We start from the raw sequence: 16,491 nt of genomic DNA on the forward strand, positions 1-16,491 counted from the left end.
GGCGGGTGGGCAAGACTGCCCACCCTACGATTGTCAGAACTGGTCTTCGAAACGCTTGGCCAGATCTTCGATGTTTTCCGGCGGCCAGCTTTCGACGTCCATCCCAAGATGCAGGCCCATGCCCGAAAGCACTTCCTTGATCTCGTTCAGCGACTTGCGGCCGAAGTTCGGGGTGCGCAGCATCTCGGCTTCGGTCTTCTGGATCAGGTCGCCGATGTAGACGATGTTGTCGTTCTTCAGGCAGTTCGCGGACCGGACCGAAAGTTCCAGCTCGTCCACCTTCTTCAGCAGGAGCGGGTTGAACTCGAGGCCCGAGTCAATCTCGCCAACCTTGGCGGATTCGGGTTCTTCGAAGTTCACGAAGATCGACAGCTGGTCCTGCAGGATGCGCGCGGCATAGGCCACGGCGTCATCCGGCGTCAGGCTGCCATCGGTCTCGATCTTCATCGTCAGCTTGTCATAGTCCAGCACCTGGCCCTCACGGGTCGGGGTGACTTCGTAGCTGACCTTCTTCACCGGCGAATAGATCGCGTCGATCGGGATCAGTCCGATCGGGGCATCCTCTGGGCGGTTCTTGTCGGCCGAGACATAGCCCTTGCCGGTATTCACGGTCAGTTCCATGAACACGTCAGCGCCATCGTCCAGGTGGCAGATGACGTGGTCCTTGTTCAGAACCTCGATCCCGTTCGATTCCGAAATGTCGCCGGCGGTGACAACGCCCGGCCCTTTGGCCGAGATCGACAGCCGCTTCGGCCCTTCGACTTCCATCTTCAGGCTGACGCCCTTGAGGTTCAGGACGATATCCGTCACGTCCTCGCGCACGCCGGCGACCGAGGAGAACTCGTGCAGGACGTTGTCGATCTGGACGGAGGTGATAGCGCCCCCCTGCAGCGAAGACATCAGCACGCGACGCAGCGCGTTGCCCAGCGTCAGGCCGAAGCCGCGCTCCAGAGGCTCTGCGATCACCGTCGCGACGCGGGCGGCATCAGCCCCCGGCTTCACGACCAGTTGCGTCGGCTTGATGAGTTCCTGCCAGTTCTTATGGATCATTCTGAAGCCCCTATTCTTGTCCGCTGCCGATGTCCGAAAGCCGGCGGACGCCCGAGGATCGTAAACGACGAAAACCGGGCCGCGAGGGACATGCCCCCACGGCCCGGCCGTAAGCAAAATCTTAGACGCGGCGACGCTTGGGCGGACGGCAACCGTTGTGCGCCAGCGGGGTCACGTCCCGGATCGAGGTGATCTGGAAGCCCACGGCAGCCAGCGCGCGCAGAGCCGATTCACGGCCCGAACCCGGACCCTGCACTTCGACTTCCAGCGTGCGGACGCCATGTTCCTGGGCCTTGCGGCCAGCATCTTCGGCAGCCATCTGGGCGGCGTAGGGCGTCGACTTGCGCGAACCCTTGAAGCCCATGGTCCCCGAGGAGGACCAGGCAATCGCGTTGCCCTGGACGTCCGAGATCAGGATCTTGGTGTTGTTGAACGAAGAGTTCACGTGCGCAACGCCAGCGGCGATGTTCTTGCGCTCTTTCTTCTTCGTGCGGGAGGCTTTGGTATCACGTGCCATGTTTCAAGCCCCCTTATTTCTTCTTGCCGGCAATGGCCTTTGCGGGGCCTTTGCGGGTGCGGGCATTGGTGTGCGTGCGCTGGCCGCGGACCGGCAGGCCCTTGCGGTGACGCAGGCCGCGGTAGCAACCGAGATCCATGAGACGCTTGATGTTCATCGTGACTTCGCGGCGCAGGTCGCCTTCGACAGTCAGGTTCGCGTCGATGTATTCACGGATCGCCAGAACTTCAGCGTCGGTCAGCTGGTTCACGCGACGTGCGTCGTCGATCTTCAGCGCCTCGCAGATGGCCTTGGCCGTGGTCGGACCGATACCGGTGATATAGGTCAGCGCGATCGGAACCCGTTTCGCGGTGGGAATGTTGACGCCAGCAATACGTGCCAAACGTTTCGTCCTTCTTTGGTTGCGGTTCCGTAGTGCCAGAACCTTTTTTCACAACACCGCACGGGCAATTAACCCGGCGATACGAACTTCCAATAAGGAAGGCCCGCATGGCGATTCCACCGCGGGACGCCGTGCATTAGGGGCTTTTCCCGGGGCCGTCAAGGCCGCGAGAGAGGTTTTTCAGGCTTTGTCAAGAACCTTGGCGATTGCGTCGGCAACGGCGTCCACCTCGGCCAACCCGTCCACTGCGGAAAGCTGCCCCTTGGCATAGTAGTAGCCGATCAGGGGCGAGGTCTTCTTGTAGTATTCCATCAGCCGGGTCTTCAGCGTTTCCGCGTTGTCATCGGCCCGCCGCTTAAGGTTCGTGCTGCCGCAAACATCGCAGGTACCAGCGACTTTCGTCGGATGCGTGACGTCGTGGTAGACCGCTCCACAGTTGCCACAGGTGTACCGCCCGGTGATCCGCGAAACCAATGCCGCATCGTCGACCTGCATCTCGATGACGCTGTCCAACGTCGCTCCGGTACGGGTCATCAGCTCGCCAAGAGCATCCGCCTGCTTCAGCGTACGCGGAAAGCCGTCGAAGATGAAGCCGCCCTTGGCACCATCGTGCATTTTCGCTTCGATGAGGCCGATCACGATTTCGTCCGTCACCAGCTCTCCCCGGGCCATGATGCCTTCGACGCGGCGGCCCAGCTCGGTGCCCTTGGCGATGGCCTCTTTCAGCATGTCGCCGGTCGAGAGCTGAACCATGCCGCGCGCCTCTTCAAGGCGTTTGGCCTGCGTCCCCTTGCCCGCTCCAGGCGGTCCCAGAAGAATGATGTTGGGCATCTTGGTCAGCGCCGCGCAGGAGCCTTGGGCGCGCCAGTCTTCTTCTTGCCGCGCAGCTGGGACTTCTCGATCAGGGCTTCGTACTGATGGGCCAGAAGATGCGACTGAACCTGCTGGATCGTATCCATCGTCACCGAAACCACGATCAGCACAGAGGTGCCTCCGAAGTAGAAGGGGATGCCCAGTTCAGCGATCAGCACTTCGGGCAGAAGGCAAACCGCCGCAAGATAGGCCGAACCAAGCACCAGGATGCGGTTGACCACGTACTCAAGATACTCCTCGGTCTTCTTGCCGGGCCGGATGCCCGGGATCGAGGCGTTCTGGTTCTTCAGGTTCTCGGCGACCTCGTCGACCTTGAACGATACGTTCAGCGTGTAGAAATACGCGAAGAAGACAATCATCGCGGCCAGGAACAGCAGGTGCAGCGGCTGGCCGTAGCCCAGGTTCGCGGCAAGCCAAGACAGGACCGGGTTGGTCGATCCGCCCGAGAAGGTGCTGACGGTCGTCGGGAGAAGCAGGATCGACGAGGCGAAGATCGCCGGGATCACGCCCGCCGGGTTCACCTTGATCGGCAGGTGCGACGAGCCACCCTCGTAAACCTTCATCCCGACTTGGCGGCGCGGGTAGAGGATCGAGATTTTGCGCAGCGCGCGCTCCATGAAGACGACGAAGGTGATCACGCCGATCACCATCACGATGATCCCCAGGATCACCGGCGTCGACAGCGCACCAGAGCGGCCTTGGGCAAAGAACTGGGCAATGGCCGCGGGGATTTCCGCGACGATGCCGACGAAGATGATCAGCGAGATGCCGTTGCCGATGCCGCGGGCGGTGATCTGCTCGCCCAGCCACATCAGGAACATCGTGCCACCGACAAGGGTGATCACGCAGGCGGCAATGAAGAAGAGACCGGGGTTATGAGCAAGCCCACCGCCCTGGATCGACATGGCGATGCCGTAGCCCTGCAGGATCGCCAGCGCGACAGTGCCGTAGCGGGTGTACTGGTTCAGCTTCTTGCGGCCCTGTTCGCCCTCTTTCTTTAGCTGCTGCCAGGGGCCGTACATGGTTCCCAGAAGCTGCACGATGATCGAAGCCGAGATGTAGGGCATGATCCCCAGCGCGAAGATCCCCATCCGGGACAAGGCGCCGCCGGTGAAGAGGTTCAGCATCCCGCCCACGCCCTGCGAGGCCTGCTGCATGAACTCCCGCAGCGCGGTACCGTCGATACCGGGGACCGGGATGTAGGTGCCAAGCCGGTACACGATCAAAAGGCCGATCGTGAAGAAGATGCGTTGGCGCAGGTCAGTCGCCTTGCCGAGCATGCCCCAGCTGAGGTTTGCCGCCATTTGCTCTGCAGCAGATGCCATGTCAGGTCTCTTTCAAGCCAAGCGCCGCCGGACCGTTTTCCGGTCGGCGGCGCGGGAAAACTGGTAGCTGATGTAAGCGACCTTGCGACCGCTCACAATGCCTATCTGGTCGCCTGCGCGACCGGGGCCTTATTCAGCCGCCGCCGCGACCGGTGTCAGGAGCGTGACCTTGCCGCCAGCCTTTTCGATGGCTTCCACCGCCGAGGCCGACGCACCGGTGACGGTGAGGTTCACCTTCGACGTCAGCGCACCCTTGGCCAGCACGCGGATGCCGTCGTGCTTGCTTTTGGTCACGCCAGCCGCGACCAGCAGGTCTTCGGTGATCTCGGCCTTCGCATCCAGCTTGCCGGCGGCGATGAACTTCTCGATCATGCCGAGGTTCACGACGGCAAATTCCAGACGGTTCGGCTTGGTGAAGCCGCGCTTCGGGAGGCGGCGATACAGCGGCATCTGGCCGCCTTCGTAGCCACCCAGAGCCACGCCCGAACGGGACTTCTGACCCTTGATACCGCGACCGGCGGTCTTGCCCTTGCCCGAGCCCGGGCCGCGAGCAACGCGCTTTTTCTTCTTCGCCGCGCCTTCGTTGTCGGCGAGTTCATGCAGTTTCATTTCGCTTCTCCTTGCCGGATGCGCCCCCGAAGCGAGAACGGGACGCCCACGGCTTTTCTTGATTCTCATGGCCGGACTTGGCCACCCGAGGGGCGATACATGAGGTGGCCCCGAAAAGCAAGGACGAGTCTCGCCCGCGGTGGCGAGCCTCGTTTGTCCAATGGTTACAACGGGTTATGTCTTTGCGTTAGGGTGGTGTTAACTTGTGGACAGCGGCCCGACGCCCGCTGATCAGGCCCCTGCGGGCCAGTGGAATTCGGGACGGAGACCGGAGTAGACCGGGCGGCCGTCCTGCGGCGCGGCATAGCCCTTCGTCTCGTCCCAGAAGGCATGGTAGGTCGCCTTGGGGAACCCGGCGTCGTCATAGCCCATCACGTTCGGCACCGCGACGCGGATGCGCTTTTGCTTGTCATCCAGCATCAGAACAGCGCCACAGTCGGTGCAAAGGCAGATCTCCAGCGGGCCATCGGGGTTCTGCGCGTTGAACGGAACGCGCTTCATCTTTTCGGGATGGTCGGCCTGGATGTCGCCGTGGTTGAAGAAGGCGACATGCGTGGTGTGCTGGCCGGTCACCGACTTGCAGACATTGCAGTGGCATTCGTGGTTGTCGATCGGCTCGGCTGTGGCGGTGACATGGACATGCGGGCAGCCGCCCGCGTAATGGGTGGTCATGGATCAGTCCTCCCTCTGGCGCCCCCTGCCCCTCCCCGGGCAGAGTCGAGTCGCCGTTCGAAATCCTAGCACTCTGGCCTGACGCTGCGTAAGATTTTGCAGCATGCGCTGTTGGAGGGGGAGGCGAGCAGCATGGGAGAATTCCACATTGGCAACCCGGTCTTCGTCACCTGGATGATCGCCACGGCGCTGACCGTGCTGAAAGTGATGGGCCAGGGCTGGATGACTGTCTACCGCATGACGAAGATCAAAGGCGGCTACGCCGCGCCCGAGGACCTGCGGCCGGGGCTGATCAACCGGGCCCCGGACCCGTTGCAACTGGAGGTCAACGACTATGTCGACCGCTCCCGGCGGATGCACCGCAACGACCTGGAAAACATCCCGGCCTTCTGGGCGGCGGGGCTGGTCTTCGTGGCGGTCGCACCCCCCTGTGGCTGGCGCAGGCGCTGATGTACGGCTTCGTTGCAGCACGGGCGGCCCATGCGGTCGCCTACGGCACGGCGCAGTCGCATGATGTCAGGGCGACGTTCTATACGATCGGGTCGGTGATCGTGATGGCAATGGCGGTCTACGCGTTGATTGCGCTTCTGTAGCGCACCCGTCTGCGCAAGAAGCCGCCGCCTTGGCGCTTGCCCCTCTCGGGGCGCTTCTATTCCAGGAACAGAGCGACGCCCCAGCCGGTTCTTCCTGCATGCTCACCGGGCTGAGCCGGTGGGACAAGATGGAGAACGACAAATGGCGAACAACCAGAACCAGTCGGGCGGTCAATCGGGCGGCAAATCCGGTGGGCAGTCCGGTGGGCAATCGGGCGGCAAATCCGGTGGACAGTCGGGTGGGCAGTCGGCGCGCAGCGATGTGGGCCAAGGTGACGTCAAGAACCCGGATACCGATGGCCGTCTGAAGGAAAACGGCGGCGGTCAGCAGGGTCAGGGCGAAGTTACCGATCCCGAGAATGACGGCCGTCTGAAGGAAAACGGTGGCGGTCAGCAGAACCGCGGCCAAGGTGGTAGCGAAGGTGGAAGCCAGGGTGGCCAAGGCGGAAGCCAGGGACGCCGCTAAGCGATCCAGATAAATGGAAACGCCCCGCCGGGATCGGCGGGGCGTTTTTCGTTTCAGCGGACGGTGGGCAGATTGCCCACCCTACGCCCGAGCGAGGCTTAGCCGCGCTCTTCGATGATGACGACCAGGTGGCTGATCGAGTTCACCATGCCGCGCACGGAAGGGGTATCTTCCAGCTCGCGGGTGCGGTTCATCTTGTTCAGGCCCAGGCCCTTCAGGGTCGCGGTCTGCACGGCCGGACGGCGGGCTGCCGAACGGATCTGCTTCACGACGATGGTCTTCTTGTTGTCAGCCATGATCATGCCTCCACGGTTTCAGAGGCAGCCGCTTCGGTTTCCGGCTTGCGCAGGATTTCGGCGACCTTCTTGCCACGACGTGCAGCGACCGAACGGGGCGAAGCTTCGTGCTTCAGACCGTCGATGGTGGCGCGGATCATGTTGTAGGGGTTGGTCGAGCCGATCGACTTGGCCACGATGTCCTGGATGCCAAGCATCTCGAACACGGCGCGCATCGGGCCGCCGGCGATGATGCCGGTACCGGCCACGGCGGTCCGCATCACGACTTTCCCGGCGCCGTGGCGGCCTTCCATGTCGTGGTGCAGCGTGCGGCTGTCTTTCAGAGCGACGCGGATCAACGAGCGCTTGGCCTGTTCGGTGGCCTTGCGGATCGCCTCCGGCACTTCTTTCGCCTTGCCCTTGCCGAAGCCGACGCGACCACGCTGGTCACCGACGACGACCAAGGCCGCAAAGCCGAAGCGCTTGCCACCCTTGACGGTTTTCGAGACGCGGTTGATCGCGACCAGACGGTCGGCGAATTCCGGGTTTTCTTCCGGGCGGTTGTCGCGACGGTCATTGCCGCCCCGGTTTCCGCCGCGATTGTCACGTTCTGCCATATGGCAATTCCTTCGTGGTGGCGCGCATCGGCGCCGTTAGAACCGATCCTGGTGTCGCCTGCGGAAGGGACCCGGATCATCGGGGCGGTGTTGCCACCGCCCGCCTGATTTTAGAACTTCAGACCGCCTTCGCGGGCTGCATCGGCAAGCGCCTTGATCTTGCCGTGGAACAGGAAGCCGCCACGATCGAAGTAGCACACTTCAATCCCGGCCTTCTTGGCCCGTTCCGCAATCGCGGCGCCCACTTTCGCGGAAGCCTCGACGTTGTTCTTGCCCACCACGCCGAGATCTTTCTCGAGCGAGGAAGCCGCCGCAATCGTCACACCCTTCGCATCGTCGATCAGCTGGACGCTGATGTTCTTCGACGAACGGTGCACGCTGAGGCGCAGACGACCATGCGAGGTCGCCTTGATCTTGTTCCGGACGCGCAGGCGGCGCTTGAGGAACAGCTCTCTCTTGTTCAAAGCCATTTTGCCACCCTTACTTCTTCTTGCCTTCCTTGCGGAAGATATACTCATCCTTGTAGCGGATGCCCTTGCCCTTGTAGGGCTCGGGGGCGCGCCATTCGCGGATGTTCGCTGCCACCTGGCCGACCTGCTGCTGGTCGATGCCTTCCACGGTGATCTCGGTCTGCTTCGGGACGGTGATGGTCACCCCCTTCGGCACATCGAAGTTCACTTCGTGGGAATAGCCCAGCGACAGTTTCAGCACGTTGCCGGCCATTGCAGCCCGGTAGCCGACGCCCTGGATTTCCAGGTCCGACTTGAAGCCGGTCGAGACGCCGGTCACCAGGTTGGCGACCATCGAACGGGTCATCCCCCACTGCTGGCGCGCACGCTTGGACAGACCACGCGGCGTGACCTTGATGGCATCGCCCTCGATCGTGAGGGTGATGTCGTCGCTTGCGGTGAAGCTGCGGGTCCCTTTCGGGCCCTTCACTTCGATGGTCTGGCCGCTGACCGAAGCCGAGGTGCCCTGGACGAGCGTTACGGGTTTTTTGCCGATACGAGACATTGCACCCTCCTCAGAACACGGTGCAAAGCACTTCGCCGCCAACATTGGCAGCGCGTGCATTTGCATCAGACAGGACGCCCTTGGGCGTGGAGACGATCGCGACGCCAAGGCCGTTGCGGACCGATGGAAGCTCGCTCACACCCATGTACACGCGACGGCCGGGCTTCGAGACACGCTTCACTTCGCGGATCACGGGCTCGCCTTCGTAGTACTTCAGGCTGATGGTGAATTCGCCCTGGCCGTTCGCGGTGTCTGCCTTTTCATAGCCACGGATGTAGCCTTCGGACAGAAGCACGTCGAGGACGCGGGCGCGCAGGGTCGAGGCGGGCGTTGCCACCGTCGACTTGCCGCGCATCTGGGCGTTGCGGATACGCGTGAGCATATCGCCGAGAGGATCGTTCATAGACATCGTCTTTCCTCCCTTACCAGCTGGACTTGACCATGCCCGGGATCTGGCCGAACGAGGCCAGGTCACGCAGCATGATGCGGCTGAGTTTGAGCTTGCGATAATACGCATGCGGACGGCCGGTCAGCTGGCAGCGGTTGTGCAGCCGGACGGCGGACGAGTTGCGGGGCAGCTCGGCCAGTTTCAAAGTCGCCTTGAAGCGCTCGTCCACCGGTTTCGCCTGGTCGTTGATCACCGCCTTCAGCGCGGCGCGCTTGGAAGCATGCTGCTTCACAAGCTTGGCGCGCTTCACTTCGCGGTTCACCATGGATTTCTTTGCCATATCTTTGATCCTCGCGTTACGACGTGAAGGGCATGTTGAAATGCTTCAACAGCGCCTTGGCTTCGGTGTCGTTTTTCGCGTTGGTGCAGATGATGATGTCCATCCCCAGAACCTCGTCGACCTTGTCGAAGTTGATCTCGGGGAACACGATGTGCTCTTTCAAGCCCATGGCGTAGTTGCCATTGCCGTCGAAGCTCGAGCCCTTCACGCCCCGGAAGTCGCGGACGCGCGGCAGCGCGACGTTGATCAGACGGTCCATGAATTCGTACATCTTGTCGCCGCGCAAGGTAACCTTGCAGCCCAGCGGCATCTCTTCACGGACGCGGAAGCCGGCGATCGACTTCTTGGCCTTGGTGATGACAGCCTTCTGGCCGGCGATCTGGGACAGTTCCTCGGCGGCCTGCTTGACCTTCTTGGTGTCCTTGACCGCCTCGCCGACGCCCATGTTGAGGACGATCTTGTCCAGACGCGGGATCATCATGTCGTTCTTGTAGGCGAACTCTTCTTTCATCGCGGCGCGGATCTTGCCTTTGTATTCGGCTTTCAGGCGCGGCGTGTAGGTGGCTTGGTCGAGCATCAGATCGCCTCCCCGGTGGTCTTGGCGTAGCGGACCTTCTTGTCGCCTTCCATGCGGAAGCCGACGCGGGTTGCCTTGCCGTTCTTGTCGACGATCGAGAGGTTTGACAGGTCGATCGGCATCGCTTTCGGGACGCGACCGCCCTGGCTGTTGGCCGACTGCTTGGTGTGGCGGATGGCCACGTTCACGCCGTCGACGATGGCCTTGTTCTCAGTCGGGTTGACGGACGAAATCTCGCCCTTCTTGCCCTTGTCCTTGCCGGTGAGCACGACGACCGTGTCACCCTTCTTGAGTTTCGCAGCCATCAGAGCACCTCCGGAGCCAGCGAGATGATCTTCATGAAGTTCTTGGCACGCAGCTCGCGCACGACCGGCCCGAAGATACGGGTGCCGACCGGTTCGCCCTGGTTGTTCAGGATGACGGCGGCGTTGCGGTCGAAACGGATGGTGGTGCCGTCTTCACGGCGAACTTCCTTGGCGGTGCGAACGACGACGGCTTTACGCACGTCACCCTTCTTCACGCGGCCTTTGGGAATCGCTTCCTTGACCGACACCACGATGATGTCGCCGACGGAAGCATAACGGCGGTGCGAGCCGCCAAGAACCTTGATGCACTGAACTCGGCGAGCGCCAGAGTTGTCAGCTACATCCAGATTCGTCTGCATCTGGATCATTTGAAAGTCTCCCGACCTTCAGGGGATACCCCTGGGGTTTCGATAAAACGGAAGTGGTTACGCGGTTGCGTCGACCACCACCGTCCAGCGTTTGGTTTTCGAAATCGGCGCGCATTCTTCAATGCGCACGGTGTCGCCGACCTTGAACTTGTTCTCCGCATCGTGAGCGCGGTACTTCTTCGACTTACGCACGGTCTTCTGCAGCAACGGGTGCTTGAAGCGGCGTTCGACGGAAACGGTGATCGTCTGCTCGTTCTTGTCCGAGGTGACGGTGCCCGTCAGGATACGTTTCGGCATTGTTTTTCCCCTTACTTCGCAGCGTCAGCGGCTTTTTGCACAAGAACCGTCTTGATGCGGGCGACGTCACGGCGGACGGCACGCATGCGGGCGGTGTTCTCAAGCTGGTTGGTCGCCTGCTGGAAGCGCAGGTTGAACGCTTCTTTCTTCAGCTGAACCAGGCTGTCGCGCAGCTGGTCCGGCGTTTTCGTCTTCAGTTCTTCGGCTTTCATGCCGCTTCCTTTTCCACAATCGCCAGACGGCCCCTGCTTGAGGGTCACCGAGGACCTGACGGATCAATGACAGACCAGCGAATCCGGGAGCCCGGAATCGCTGGATGGGGCCGTATAGGTGGGTTGGGGGTGCGAGGCAAGGGGGAAGTTGGGTGTGGATCATGGACGATCATGGTGCCCACGTCTTGCATTCCGATAGCGTCAAGTCAAAGCTAGGTCGATCTTGGTTCCCTCAGATGGTGAGACATGGATTTCGTTCTAGCGTCCAATTGCCATGGGATGGACTGCAGTCGCCTCCTTGAGGACTGGCGGTGGTTGATTCCCTACGAAGCCGAACCGCTCCAAGTGGGCATCTTCGGTGATTGGATCTTTGGGATGGCAAATGGCGCGATCTGGCACTTGAGTCTGCTCGATGGAGTCTTCCAGGAAATCTCGCCAGACGTCAGGGCCTACAATGTGGCAAAGGCTTCGCCTCAGAACACAGCTGACTGGTTCTGTTCCGAGTGGGCTGAGATCGCTTGGGCTCGGGGGCTTCGACCATTAGAGAACGAGTGTTTGGGCTGGAAGGTAGCTCCAATCCTTGGCGGGCCATTTTCATTTGAGAACATGCAGGTGTTCTCTCCTTTTGTGTATCAGAGCCTCATGGGCCAACTGTTCAAGCAGTTACGCTAGGAAAGAATCACGCCCACCCATAGTTGAAGCTGACCGAGATACGCTCTTCCTCGGACATGTTCATCGGGACCTCGTGGCGCAGCCAGCTTTCCCACAGGAGAACCTCGCCCACCGAGGGTTTCACATAGACGAACCGCTGCAGCTCTTGCGGCGCGGTTTTCAGGGGGACAGGGGCCAGCATCATCATCGGCAGGCGGGGGTCCTCCAGCTTCAGCGCGCTGGTCCCCTCCGGCATCGCGACATAGGTCGTGCCCGAGATCACCGAATGCGGGTGGATGTGGCTGGCGTGGGTGCCGCCTTCGGGCAGGATGTTGATCCAGAGCGAGTTGCACTTGAGCTTCTTGTCGCCCAGGTCGAACCCCAGCTCCTTGCAGAAGGCGGCGACGTGCTTGTCCAGCGCCTTTTCCAGATCGCCGAAGATCGGCATCCGCCAGGGCAGGTCATCGAGCGAGGCATAGGATGTGTAGCCCGGATAGCCGTTCGCCTCGCACCACTCCTGCCCGGCCTCGTCGTCCTCGGCCACCATGTCGCAGGTCTGGTGGAGTTCGGCGTAGTCGACCTTCTTCTTCGCGAGGTCATTCAGACCGGCACGATAAAGGCGGGTGACGAAGAGGGTGGTAATGTCGGGCATGGTCGGCTCCAGATTTGAAAAGGCCCCCGCCGTTTCCAGCGGGGGCCGATATCGCAGGTCGGGCTTGCGCCCGCCCCTTACCAGTCTTCCTTCGCGACGACGCGCGTGGTGACCGGGAGTTTCATTGCGCCCAGACGCAGGGCCTCACGCGCGATTTCGTCGGACACGCCGTCGATCTCGAACATGATCCGGCCGGGTTTGACCTTGGCCGCCCAGTAGTCGGTGGAGCCTTTGCCCTTACCCATACGAACTTCGACGGGCTTGGCCGAGACCGGGACGTCCGGGAAAATCCGGATCCAGACCCGGCCCTGACGCTTCATGTGGCGGGTGATCGCGCGGCGGGCCGCTTCGATCTGCCGCGCGGTGACGCGCTCGGGCTCGGTCGCTTTCAGGGCGAAGGAACCGAAGTTGATCAGGAACCCACCCTTGGCTTCGCCATGGATGCGACCCTTGTGCATCTTGCGGAATTTGGTGCGCTTTGGTTGCAGCATCTCATTCTACTCCTTACGCGCGTTCGCGGTCGCGGCGCGGACCACGGGGGGCCGGGCCGTCTGCGGCTTCGGCGAGGCGGCGGTCATGCGCTTGCGGATCATGCTCAAGGATCTCGCCCTTGAAGATCCAGACCTTCACCCCGATGATCCCGTAAGGGGTCGTGGCTTCGGACAGCGCATAGTCGATGTCGGCACGAAGGGTGTGCAACGGCACGCGGCCTTCGCGGTACCATTCGGTCCGGGCAATTTCGGCGCCGCCAAGACGGCCGGCGACGTTCACACGGATGCCAAGCGCACCCATCCGCATCGCGTTCTGCACGCCACGCTTCATGGCGCGACGGAAGGACACGCGGCGTTCCATCTGCTGGGCGATCGACTCGGCCACCAGCTGGGCGTCAAGCTCCGGCTTGCGAACCTCGACGATGTTGAGGTGCAGTTCGGACTTGGTGAACACGGTCAGCTTCTTGCGAAGCGTCTCGATGTCCGCGCCCTTCTTGCCGATGATGACGCCCGGACGTGCGGTGTGAATGGTCACACGGCACTTCTTGTGCGGACGCTCGATGATCACGCGGCTGATGCCAGCCTGCTTGAGATCCTTGTGGATGAACTCGCGCATGCGGAGGTCTTCCAGCAAGAGGTTGCCGTAGTCTTTCGATTCAGCGAACCAGCGGCTGTCCCAGGTGCGGTTGACCTGGAGGCGCATACCGATCGGATTGACCTTCTGACCCATTATGCGGACTCCCCGGTTTGACGGACCTTGATGGTGATCTCAGAGAACGGCTTCATGATCTTGCCGAAGCGACCGCGAGCCCGCGGACGGCCCCGCTTCATCACCAGGTTCTTGCCGACCCAGGCCTCGGCGACAACAAGGCTGTCGACGTCGAGGTTGTGGTTGTTCTCCGCGTTGGCGATCGCCGACTGGAGGCACTTCTTCACGTCACCCGCGATGCGGCGCTTGGAGAAGGTGAGGTCGGCGAGCGCCTTGTCCACCTTCTTGCCCCGGATCAGACCGGCGACGAGGTTCAGCTTCTGCGGCGAGGTGCGAAGCATGCGGAGGACCGCCATCGCTTCCTTGTCCGCCACGCGACGGGGGTTCTTTTCCGATCCCATGGCTTATTTCCTCTTCGCTTTCTTGTCGGCGGCGTGACCGTAGTAGGTCCGCGTCGGCGAGTATTCACCGAACTTCTGGCCGATCATATCCTCGGATACGTTGACCGGGACGTGCTTCTTGCCGTTGTAGACCCCGAAGGTCAGACCAACGAACTGCGGCAAGATGGTGGAGCGGCGCGACCAGATCTTGATCACTTCCGCCTTGCCACCGGCCTTGGCCTTTTCGGCCTTCTTCAGGACGTAGCCGTCGACGAACGGGCCTTTCCAGATGGAACGTGCCATGGATTAACGCCCTTTCTTCTTGGCGTGACGCGAGCGCACGATCAGTGCATCCGAAGCCTTCGGCTTGCGCGTCTTGTTGCCCTTGGTGCCTTTGCCCCACGGGGTAACCGGGTGACGGCCGCCCGAGGTACGGCCTTCGCCGCCGCCGTGCGGGTGGTCGATCGGGTTCATCGCGACGCCGCGGACCGTCGGGCGGATGCCCTTGTGACGCATGCGTCCGGCTTTACCGAAGTTCTGGTTCGAGTTGTCCGGGTTCGACACGGCACCGATGGTGGCCATGCATTCCTGACGGACCATCCGCAGTTCGCCCGAGGAGAGGCGGATCTGCGCGTAAGAGCCGTCACGGCCGACGAACTGGGCATAGGTCCCAGCCGCACGGGCCAGCTGACCGCCCTTGCCGGGCTTCAGCTCGACGTTGTGGACGATCGCGCCGATCGGCATGCCGCTGAACGGCATCGCGTTCCCCGGCTTCACGTCGGTCTTGGCGCCAGCGATGACGCTGTCACCCACGGCCAGGCGCTGCGGCGCCAGGATGTAGGCCAGTTCACCGTCCTGGTACTTGACCAGCGCGATGAAGGCGGTGCGGTTCGGGTCATATTCGATCCGCTCGACGACCGCCGGGATATCATATTTGCGACGCTTGAAATCGACCACCCGGTAGAGACGCTTTGCGCCGCCGCCCTGGTGAAACATCGTGATTCGTCCGGTGTTGTTCCGGCCGCCAGAACGGTTCAAACCCTCGGTGAGGTGCTTGACCGGGCGGCCTTTCCACAGCTCCGAACGGTCGATCAGAACCAACCCACGTTGGCCAGGCGTCGTCGGCTTATACGACTTGAGTGCCATGTTCTCTGTCTTCCGTTTGCTTCGTGACCCCTGCGGGCCTCGGGTGAAGGGCTCCGAAGATCCCCAAAACAAAATCACATGGCCCCGGAACGAATCCCGGGGCCTCGCGACAGGGGGCTTCTAGGGGAAAGGGGGGGTGGTGGCAAGGGCCGGAAGCAAGCAAAGCCTGAGAAACCCAGAGTTCTTGGCAAAGCGCTTGCAGAGCACGTGTTGGCTTCGCTCCGATGTTGCGCTTCCATTGCCATAGAATTTCCCAAAATTCATGTTCGGGTCAAAGCAAGGTCGGATAATGCTGCAGAAAGGAAACAGTAATGGCACCAAAACCAGAGGACGTGGCGGCTTTGCAGGCCATGTTCGATACCGAACTCGCGCAGAAACGGGCCCAGCAGACACGCCGCAGCGATGCCGCCGGGGCCAAATCCTGGCTGGTCATCGGACTGGTTCTGGGCCTTGCCGCAGGGGCGGTGCGCGGGCTGGTCCTACACCCGGACACGCCCTTTGCGCTGGAAACGCTTTCCGGCGACGTGCTGTTTGCACTCGGCCTCGCCATCCTGGCAGCAGGACCCATCCTGGGCGTTGTGGGCGCGATCCTCTATGTCGTCAGTAGCAAATGGCTGTCACTGGCCTATGCCGGGGCGGGCATGACGGTCGGCACCTTGCTTTTCGGGCTTGTCTCGTAGCGGTCTTGCAGAAAACTCAAAAGCCCCCGCCTTCCGGCAGGGGCTCTCTCATTTCACTCAGGCCGAAGCTCAGAGGCCGGTGGTGACGTCGATCGTCTGACCGTCTTCCAGCATGACATAGGCCTTCTTCTTGTCCGAACGCTCGCCTGCGCGACCGCGGAAACGCTTGGCCTTGCCCTTGGTGATGGTGGTGTTCACCGCCTTCACCTTCACACCAAAGATCGCCTCGACGGCTTCCTTGATCTGCGGCTTGGTCGAGTCCATCGCGACCTGGAACACGACGGCACCAGCCTCCGAGGCCATGGTGGCCTTTTCGGTGATGATCGGCTTTTTGATCAGGTCGTAGTGCTCCGGCTTGATGGCCGCAGCGGTTTTCGGTGCTTTGCTCATTTCAGGCGAGCCTCCAGGGCTTCGATACCGGCCTTGGTGATGACCAGGGTATCACGCTTCAGGATGTCGTAGACGTTGGCGCCCATCGTGGGCAGAACGTCGACGCCGTCCAGGTTGCGGGCGGCCAGAGCGAAGTTGGCGTCAACGGTCGCGCCGTCGATCACCAGAACGCGCTTCCAGCCGAGCTCGGTCGCCATCTTGGCCAAGTTGGCGGTCTTGGCTTCGGCGAGGGTCGCCATGTCCAGGATCACCAGCTCACCCGCCTTGGCCTTGGCCGAAAGTGCGTGCCGCAGCCCGAGGGCGCGGAACTTCTTCGGCAGGTCATGGGCGTGGCTGCGGGGCTGCGGGCCCTTGGTCACACCACCGTGGCGGAAGATCGGAGCCTTCTTGGAGCCGTGGCGTGCGCCGCCGGTGCCCTTCTGGCGATAGATCTTCTTGGTCGAGTACGAAACCTCGGCCCGGGTCAGCGTCGAATGGGTGCCGGCCTGGGATTTCGCCCGCTGCCAGCGCAC

Annotated in this window: 28 protein-coding genes and 1 pseudogene; 3 read left to right on the plus strand and 26 right to left on the minus strand. The window is 62.0% G+C overall.

Annotated elements, in window-relative coordinates:
- Positions 1-33: 33 nt before the first annotated feature.
- The 7 genes from Q0C42_RS14090 to Q0C42_RS14120 all read right to left on the minus strand — a co-directional run bounded on the left by Q0C42_RS14090 (position 34) and on the right by Q0C42_RS14120 (position 5,428).
- On the minus strand, positions 34-1,050 hold the full coding sequence (locus Q0C42_RS14090) for a DNA-directed RNA polymerase subunit alpha (RefSeq protein ID WP_295077039.1): 1,017 nt from the start codon (positions 1,048-1,050) through the stop codon (positions 34-36).
- A gap of 121 nt (positions 1,051-1,171) precedes the next feature.
- Positions 1,172-1,567 (minus strand): 30S ribosomal protein S11, encoded by a 396-nt coding sequence (gene rpsK / locus Q0C42_RS14095; protein WP_295077042.1) that lies wholly within the window; start codon positions 1,565-1,567, stop codon positions 1,172-1,174.
- Positions 1,568-1,580: 13 nt separating this feature from the next.
- Positions 1,581-1,949 (minus strand): 30S ribosomal protein S13, encoded by a 369-nt coding sequence (gene rpsM, locus Q0C42_RS14100; RefSeq protein ID WP_295077046.1) that lies wholly within the window; start codon positions 1,947-1,949, stop codon positions 1,581-1,583.
- A gap of 180 nt (positions 1,950-2,129) precedes the next feature.
- Positions 2,130-2,780 (minus strand): adenylate kinase, encoded by a 651-nt coding sequence (locus Q0C42_RS14105; RefSeq protein WP_295077049.1) that lies wholly within the window; start codon positions 2,778-2,780, stop codon positions 2,130-2,132.
- A gap of 5 nt (positions 2,781-2,785) precedes the next feature.
- The gene (secY, locus tag Q0C42_RS14110; protein WP_295077051.1) at positions 2,786-4,147 is read right to left on the minus strand and encodes a preprotein translocase subunit SecY; all 1,362 of its coding nucleotides are present in this window, start codon (positions 4,145-4,147) and stop codon (positions 2,786-2,788) included.
- Positions 4,148-4,276: 129 nt separating this feature from the next.
- A complete protein-coding gene (gene rplO / locus Q0C42_RS14115; RefSeq protein WP_295077054.1) occupies positions 4,277-4,756 on the minus strand; it encodes a 50S ribosomal protein L15 in 480 nt (159 codons plus the stop codon).
- 231 nt (positions 4,757-4,987) lie between these two features.
- Complete coding sequence (locus tag Q0C42_RS14120) at positions 4,988-5,428, minus strand: GFA family protein (protein ID WP_295077056.1); 441 nt, start codon at positions 5,426-5,428, stop codon at positions 4,988-4,990.
- 237 nt (positions 5,429-5,665) lie between these two features.
- On the opposite strand from Q0C42_RS14120, the pseudogene Q0C42_RS14125 reads away from it, so the two are divergent.
- Both Q0C42_RS14125 and Q0C42_RS14130 read left to right on the plus strand, forming a co-directional pair.
- A pseudogene (locus Q0C42_RS14125) lies at positions 5,666-6,021 on the plus strand (MAPEG family protein).
- Positions 6,022-6,163: 142 nt separating this feature from the next.
- On the plus strand, positions 6,164-6,487 hold the full coding sequence (locus Q0C42_RS14130) for a hypothetical protein (RefSeq protein WP_295077059.1): 324 nt from the start codon (positions 6,164-6,166) through the stop codon (positions 6,485-6,487).
- Positions 6,488-6,585: 98 nt separating this feature from the next.
- Here Q0C42_RS14130 and rpmD read toward each other — a convergent pair whose 3' ends face one another.
- From rpmD to rplB, 17 genes are all read right to left on the minus strand, one after another.
- Positions 6,586-6,783 (minus strand): 50S ribosomal protein L30, encoded by a 198-nt coding sequence (gene rpmD / locus Q0C42_RS14135; protein WP_295077061.1) that lies wholly within the window; start codon positions 6,781-6,783, stop codon positions 6,586-6,588.
- Between the two features lie 2 nt (positions 6,784-6,785).
- On the minus strand, positions 6,786-7,379 hold the full coding sequence (rpsE, locus tag Q0C42_RS14140) for a 30S ribosomal protein S5 (RefSeq protein ID WP_295077064.1): 594 nt from the start codon (positions 7,377-7,379) through the stop codon (positions 6,786-6,788).
- Between the two features lie 110 nt (positions 7,380-7,489).
- A complete protein-coding gene (gene rplR / locus Q0C42_RS14145; RefSeq protein ID WP_295077067.1) occupies positions 7,490-7,849 on the minus strand; it encodes a 50S ribosomal protein L18 in 360 nt (119 codons plus the stop codon).
- Between the two features lie 10 nt (positions 7,850-7,859).
- On the minus strand, positions 7,860-8,393 hold the full coding sequence (gene rplF / locus Q0C42_RS14150) for a 50S ribosomal protein L6 (RefSeq protein ID WP_295077069.1): 534 nt from the start codon (positions 8,391-8,393) through the stop codon (positions 7,860-7,862).
- Positions 8,394-8,403: 10 nt separating this feature from the next.
- A complete protein-coding gene (rpsH, locus tag Q0C42_RS14155) occupies positions 8,404-8,802 on the minus strand; it encodes a 30S ribosomal protein S8 (protein WP_295077072.1) in 399 nt (132 codons plus the stop codon).
- A 13-nt stretch (positions 8,803-8,815) separates the two neighbouring features.
- Complete coding sequence (gene rpsN / locus Q0C42_RS14160) at positions 8,816-9,121, minus strand: 30S ribosomal protein S14 (protein WP_295077076.1); 306 nt, start codon at positions 9,119-9,121, stop codon at positions 8,816-8,818.
- 16 nt (positions 9,122-9,137) lie between these two features.
- Positions 9,138-9,698: a 50S ribosomal protein L5 gene (gene rplE / locus Q0C42_RS14165; RefSeq protein ID WP_295077079.1), complete on the minus strand. Its 561-nt coding sequence runs from the start codon at positions 9,696-9,698 to the stop codon at positions 9,138-9,140.
- Complete coding sequence (rplX, locus tag Q0C42_RS14170) at positions 9,698-10,003, minus strand: 50S ribosomal protein L24 (RefSeq protein ID WP_295077082.1); 306 nt, start codon at positions 10,001-10,003, stop codon at positions 9,698-9,700. Before rplX ends, rplE begins: the two co-directional genes overlap by 1 nt.
- Positions 10,003-10,371: a 50S ribosomal protein L14 gene (gene rplN / locus Q0C42_RS14175; protein WP_091302592.1), complete on the minus strand. Its 369-nt coding sequence runs from the start codon at positions 10,369-10,371 to the stop codon at positions 10,003-10,005. The genes rplX and rplN overlap by 1 nt, the downstream gene beginning before the upstream one ends.
- A 57-nt stretch (positions 10,372-10,428) precedes the next feature.
- Positions 10,429-10,668: a 30S ribosomal protein S17 gene (rpsQ, locus tag Q0C42_RS14180; protein ID WP_125324990.1), complete on the minus strand. Its 240-nt coding sequence runs from the start codon at positions 10,666-10,668 to the stop codon at positions 10,429-10,431.
- Positions 10,669-10,679: 11 nt separating this feature from the next.
- Positions 10,680-10,880, minus strand: coding sequence for a 50S ribosomal protein L29 (rpmC, locus tag Q0C42_RS14185; RefSeq protein WP_295077085.1), 201 nt, complete (start codon positions 10,878-10,880; stop codon positions 10,680-10,682).
- A gap of 679 nt (positions 10,881-11,559) precedes the next feature.
- The gene (locus Q0C42_RS14190; RefSeq protein ID WP_295077088.1) at positions 11,560-12,183 is read right to left on the minus strand and encodes a TIGR02466 family protein; all 624 of its coding nucleotides are present in this window, start codon (positions 12,181-12,183) and stop codon (positions 11,560-11,562) included.
- Positions 12,184-12,260: 77 nt separating this feature from the next.
- Positions 12,261-12,674: a 50S ribosomal protein L16 gene (gene rplP, locus Q0C42_RS14195; protein WP_295077092.1), complete on the minus strand. Its 414-nt coding sequence runs from the start codon at positions 12,672-12,674 to the stop codon at positions 12,261-12,263.
- Positions 12,675-12,687: 13 nt separating this feature from the next.
- Positions 12,688-13,404 (minus strand): 30S ribosomal protein S3, encoded by a 717-nt coding sequence (rpsC, locus tag Q0C42_RS14200; protein WP_295077095.1) that lies wholly within the window; start codon positions 13,402-13,404, stop codon positions 12,688-12,690.
- Entirely contained in the window at positions 13,404-13,784 is a 381-nt protein-coding gene (rplV, locus tag Q0C42_RS14205) for a 50S ribosomal protein L22 (protein WP_295077098.1), read from the minus strand. The genes rpsC and rplV overlap by 1 nt, the downstream gene beginning before the upstream one ends.
- A gap of 3 nt (positions 13,785-13,787) precedes the next feature.
- Positions 13,788-14,066 (minus strand): 30S ribosomal protein S19, encoded by a 279-nt coding sequence (rpsS, locus tag Q0C42_RS14210; RefSeq protein ID WP_295077101.1) that lies wholly within the window; start codon positions 14,064-14,066, stop codon positions 13,788-13,790.
- A 3-nt stretch (positions 14,067-14,069) separates the two neighbouring features.
- Positions 14,070-14,909: a 50S ribosomal protein L2 gene (gene rplB / locus Q0C42_RS14215; protein WP_295077104.1), complete on the minus strand. Its 840-nt coding sequence runs from the start codon at positions 14,907-14,909 to the stop codon at positions 14,070-14,072.
- A 311-nt stretch (positions 14,910-15,220) separates the two neighbouring features.
- On the opposite strand from rplB, the gene Q0C42_RS14220 reads away from it, so the two are divergent.
- Positions 15,221-15,589 (plus strand): hypothetical protein, encoded by a 369-nt coding sequence (locus tag Q0C42_RS14220; protein WP_295077105.1) that lies wholly within the window; start codon positions 15,221-15,223, stop codon positions 15,587-15,589.
- A gap of 69 nt (positions 15,590-15,658) precedes the next feature.
- On the opposite strand, the gene Q0C42_RS14225 is transcribed toward Q0C42_RS14220, so the two are convergent.
- Entirely contained in the window at positions 15,659-15,979 is a 321-nt protein-coding gene (locus Q0C42_RS14225) for a 50S ribosomal protein L23 (RefSeq protein WP_103259191.1), read from the minus strand.
- The coding region (gene rplD / locus Q0C42_RS14230) for a 50S ribosomal protein L4 (RefSeq protein WP_295077108.1) at positions 15,976-16,491 on the minus strand (516 nt) is incomplete at its 5' end. The genes rplD and Q0C42_RS14225, both read right to left, overlap by 4 nt.

It is taken from the genome of Tabrizicola sp., assembly GCF_022842145.1.
In the GTDB taxonomy this organism is placed as follows: domain Bacteria; phylum Pseudomonadota; class Alphaproteobacteria; order Rhodobacterales; family Rhodobacteraceae; genus Tabrizicola.

What these genes read in the sequence shown, in the direction of transcription:
- Q0C42_RS14090 (WP_295077039.1), bottom strand. Translation starts at nt 1,050, where the DNA reads ATGATCCATAAGAACTGGCAGGAACTCATCAAGCCGACGCAACTGGTC.
- rpsK (WP_295077042.1), bottom strand. Translation starts at nt 1,567, where the DNA reads ATGGCACGTGATACCAAAGCCTCCCGCACGAAGAAGAAAGAGCGCAAG.
- Q0C42_RS14105 (WP_295077049.1), bottom strand. Translation starts at nt 2,780, where the DNA reads ATGCCCAACATCATTCTTCTGGGACCGCCTGGAGCGGGCAAGGGGACG.
- secY (WP_295077051.1), bottom strand. Translation starts at nt 4,147, where the DNA reads ATGGCATCTGCTGCAGAGCAAATGGCGGCAAACCTCAGCTGGGGCATG.
- rplO (WP_295077054.1), bottom strand. Translation starts at nt 4,756, where the DNA reads ATGAAACTGCATGAACTCGCCGACAACGAAGGCGCGGCGAAGAAGAAA.
- Q0C42_RS14120 (WP_295077056.1), bottom strand. Translation starts at nt 5,428, where the DNA reads ATGACCACCCATTACGCGGGCGGCTGCCCGCATGTCCATGTCACCGCC.
- Q0C42_RS14130 (WP_295077059.1), top strand. Translation starts at nt 6,164, where the DNA reads ATGGCGAACAACCAGAACCAGTCGGGCGGTCAATCGGGCGGCAAATCC.
- rpmD (WP_295077061.1), bottom strand. Translation starts at nt 6,783, where the DNA reads ATGGCTGACAACAAGAAGACCATCGTCGTGAAGCAGATCCGTTCGGCA.
- rpsE (WP_295077064.1), bottom strand. Translation starts at nt 7,379, where the DNA reads ATGGCAGAACGTGACAATCGCGGCGGAAACCGGGGCGGCAATGACCGT.
- rplR (WP_295077067.1), bottom strand. Translation starts at nt 7,849, where the DNA reads ATGGCTTTGAACAAGAGAGAGCTGTTCCTCAAGCGCCGCCTGCGCGTC.
- rplF (WP_295077069.1), bottom strand. Translation starts at nt 8,393, where the DNA reads ATGTCTCGTATCGGCAAAAAACCCGTAACGCTCGTCCAGGGCACCTCG.
- rpsH (WP_295077072.1), bottom strand. Translation starts at nt 8,802, where the DNA reads ATGTCTATGAACGATCCTCTCGGCGATATGCTCACGCGTATCCGCAAC.
- rpsN (WP_295077076.1), bottom strand. Translation starts at nt 9,121, where the DNA reads ATGGCAAAGAAATCCATGGTGAACCGCGAAGTGAAGCGCGCCAAGCTT.
- rplE (WP_295077079.1), bottom strand. Translation starts at nt 9,698, where the DNA reads ATGCTCGACCAAGCCACCTACACGCCGCGCCTGAAAGCCGAATACAAA.
- rplX (WP_295077082.1), bottom strand. Translation starts at nt 10,003, where the DNA reads ATGGCTGCGAAACTCAAGAAGGGTGACACGGTCGTCGTGCTCACCGGC.
- rplN (WP_091302592.1), bottom strand. Translation starts at nt 10,371, where the DNA reads ATGATCCAGATGCAGACGAATCTGGATGTAGCTGACAACTCTGGCGCT.
- rpsQ (WP_125324990.1), bottom strand. Translation starts at nt 10,668, where the DNA reads ATGCCGAAACGTATCCTGACGGGCACCGTCACCTCGGACAAGAACGAG.
- rpmC (WP_295077085.1), bottom strand. Translation starts at nt 10,880, where the DNA reads ATGAAAGCCGAAGAACTGAAGACGAAAACGCCGGACCAGCTGCGCGAC.
- Q0C42_RS14190 (WP_295077088.1), bottom strand. Translation starts at nt 12,183, where the DNA reads ATGCCCGACATTACCACCCTCTTCGTCACCCGCCTTTATCGTGCCGGT.
- rplP (WP_295077092.1), bottom strand. Translation starts at nt 12,674, where the DNA reads ATGCTGCAACCAAAGCGCACCAAATTCCGCAAGATGCACAAGGGTCGC.
- rpsC (WP_295077095.1), bottom strand. Translation starts at nt 13,404, where the DNA reads ATGGGTCAGAAGGTCAATCCGATCGGTATGCGCCTCCAGGTCAACCGC.
- rplV (WP_295077098.1), bottom strand. Translation starts at nt 13,784, where the DNA reads ATGGGATCGGAAAAGAACCCCCGTCGCGTGGCGGACAAGGAAGCGATG.
- rpsS (WP_295077101.1), bottom strand. Translation starts at nt 14,066, where the DNA reads ATGGCACGTTCCATCTGGAAAGGCCCGTTCGTCGACGGCTACGTCCTG.
- rplB (WP_295077104.1), bottom strand. Translation starts at nt 14,909, where the DNA reads ATGGCACTCAAGTCGTATAAGCCGACGACGCCTGGCCAACGTGGGTTG.
- Q0C42_RS14220 (WP_295077105.1), top strand. Translation starts at nt 15,221, where the DNA reads ATGGCACCAAAACCAGAGGACGTGGCGGCTTTGCAGGCCATGTTCGAT.
- Q0C42_RS14225 (WP_103259191.1), bottom strand. Translation starts at nt 15,979, where the DNA reads ATGAGCAAAGCACCGAAAACCGCTGCGGCCATCAAGCCGGAGCACTAC.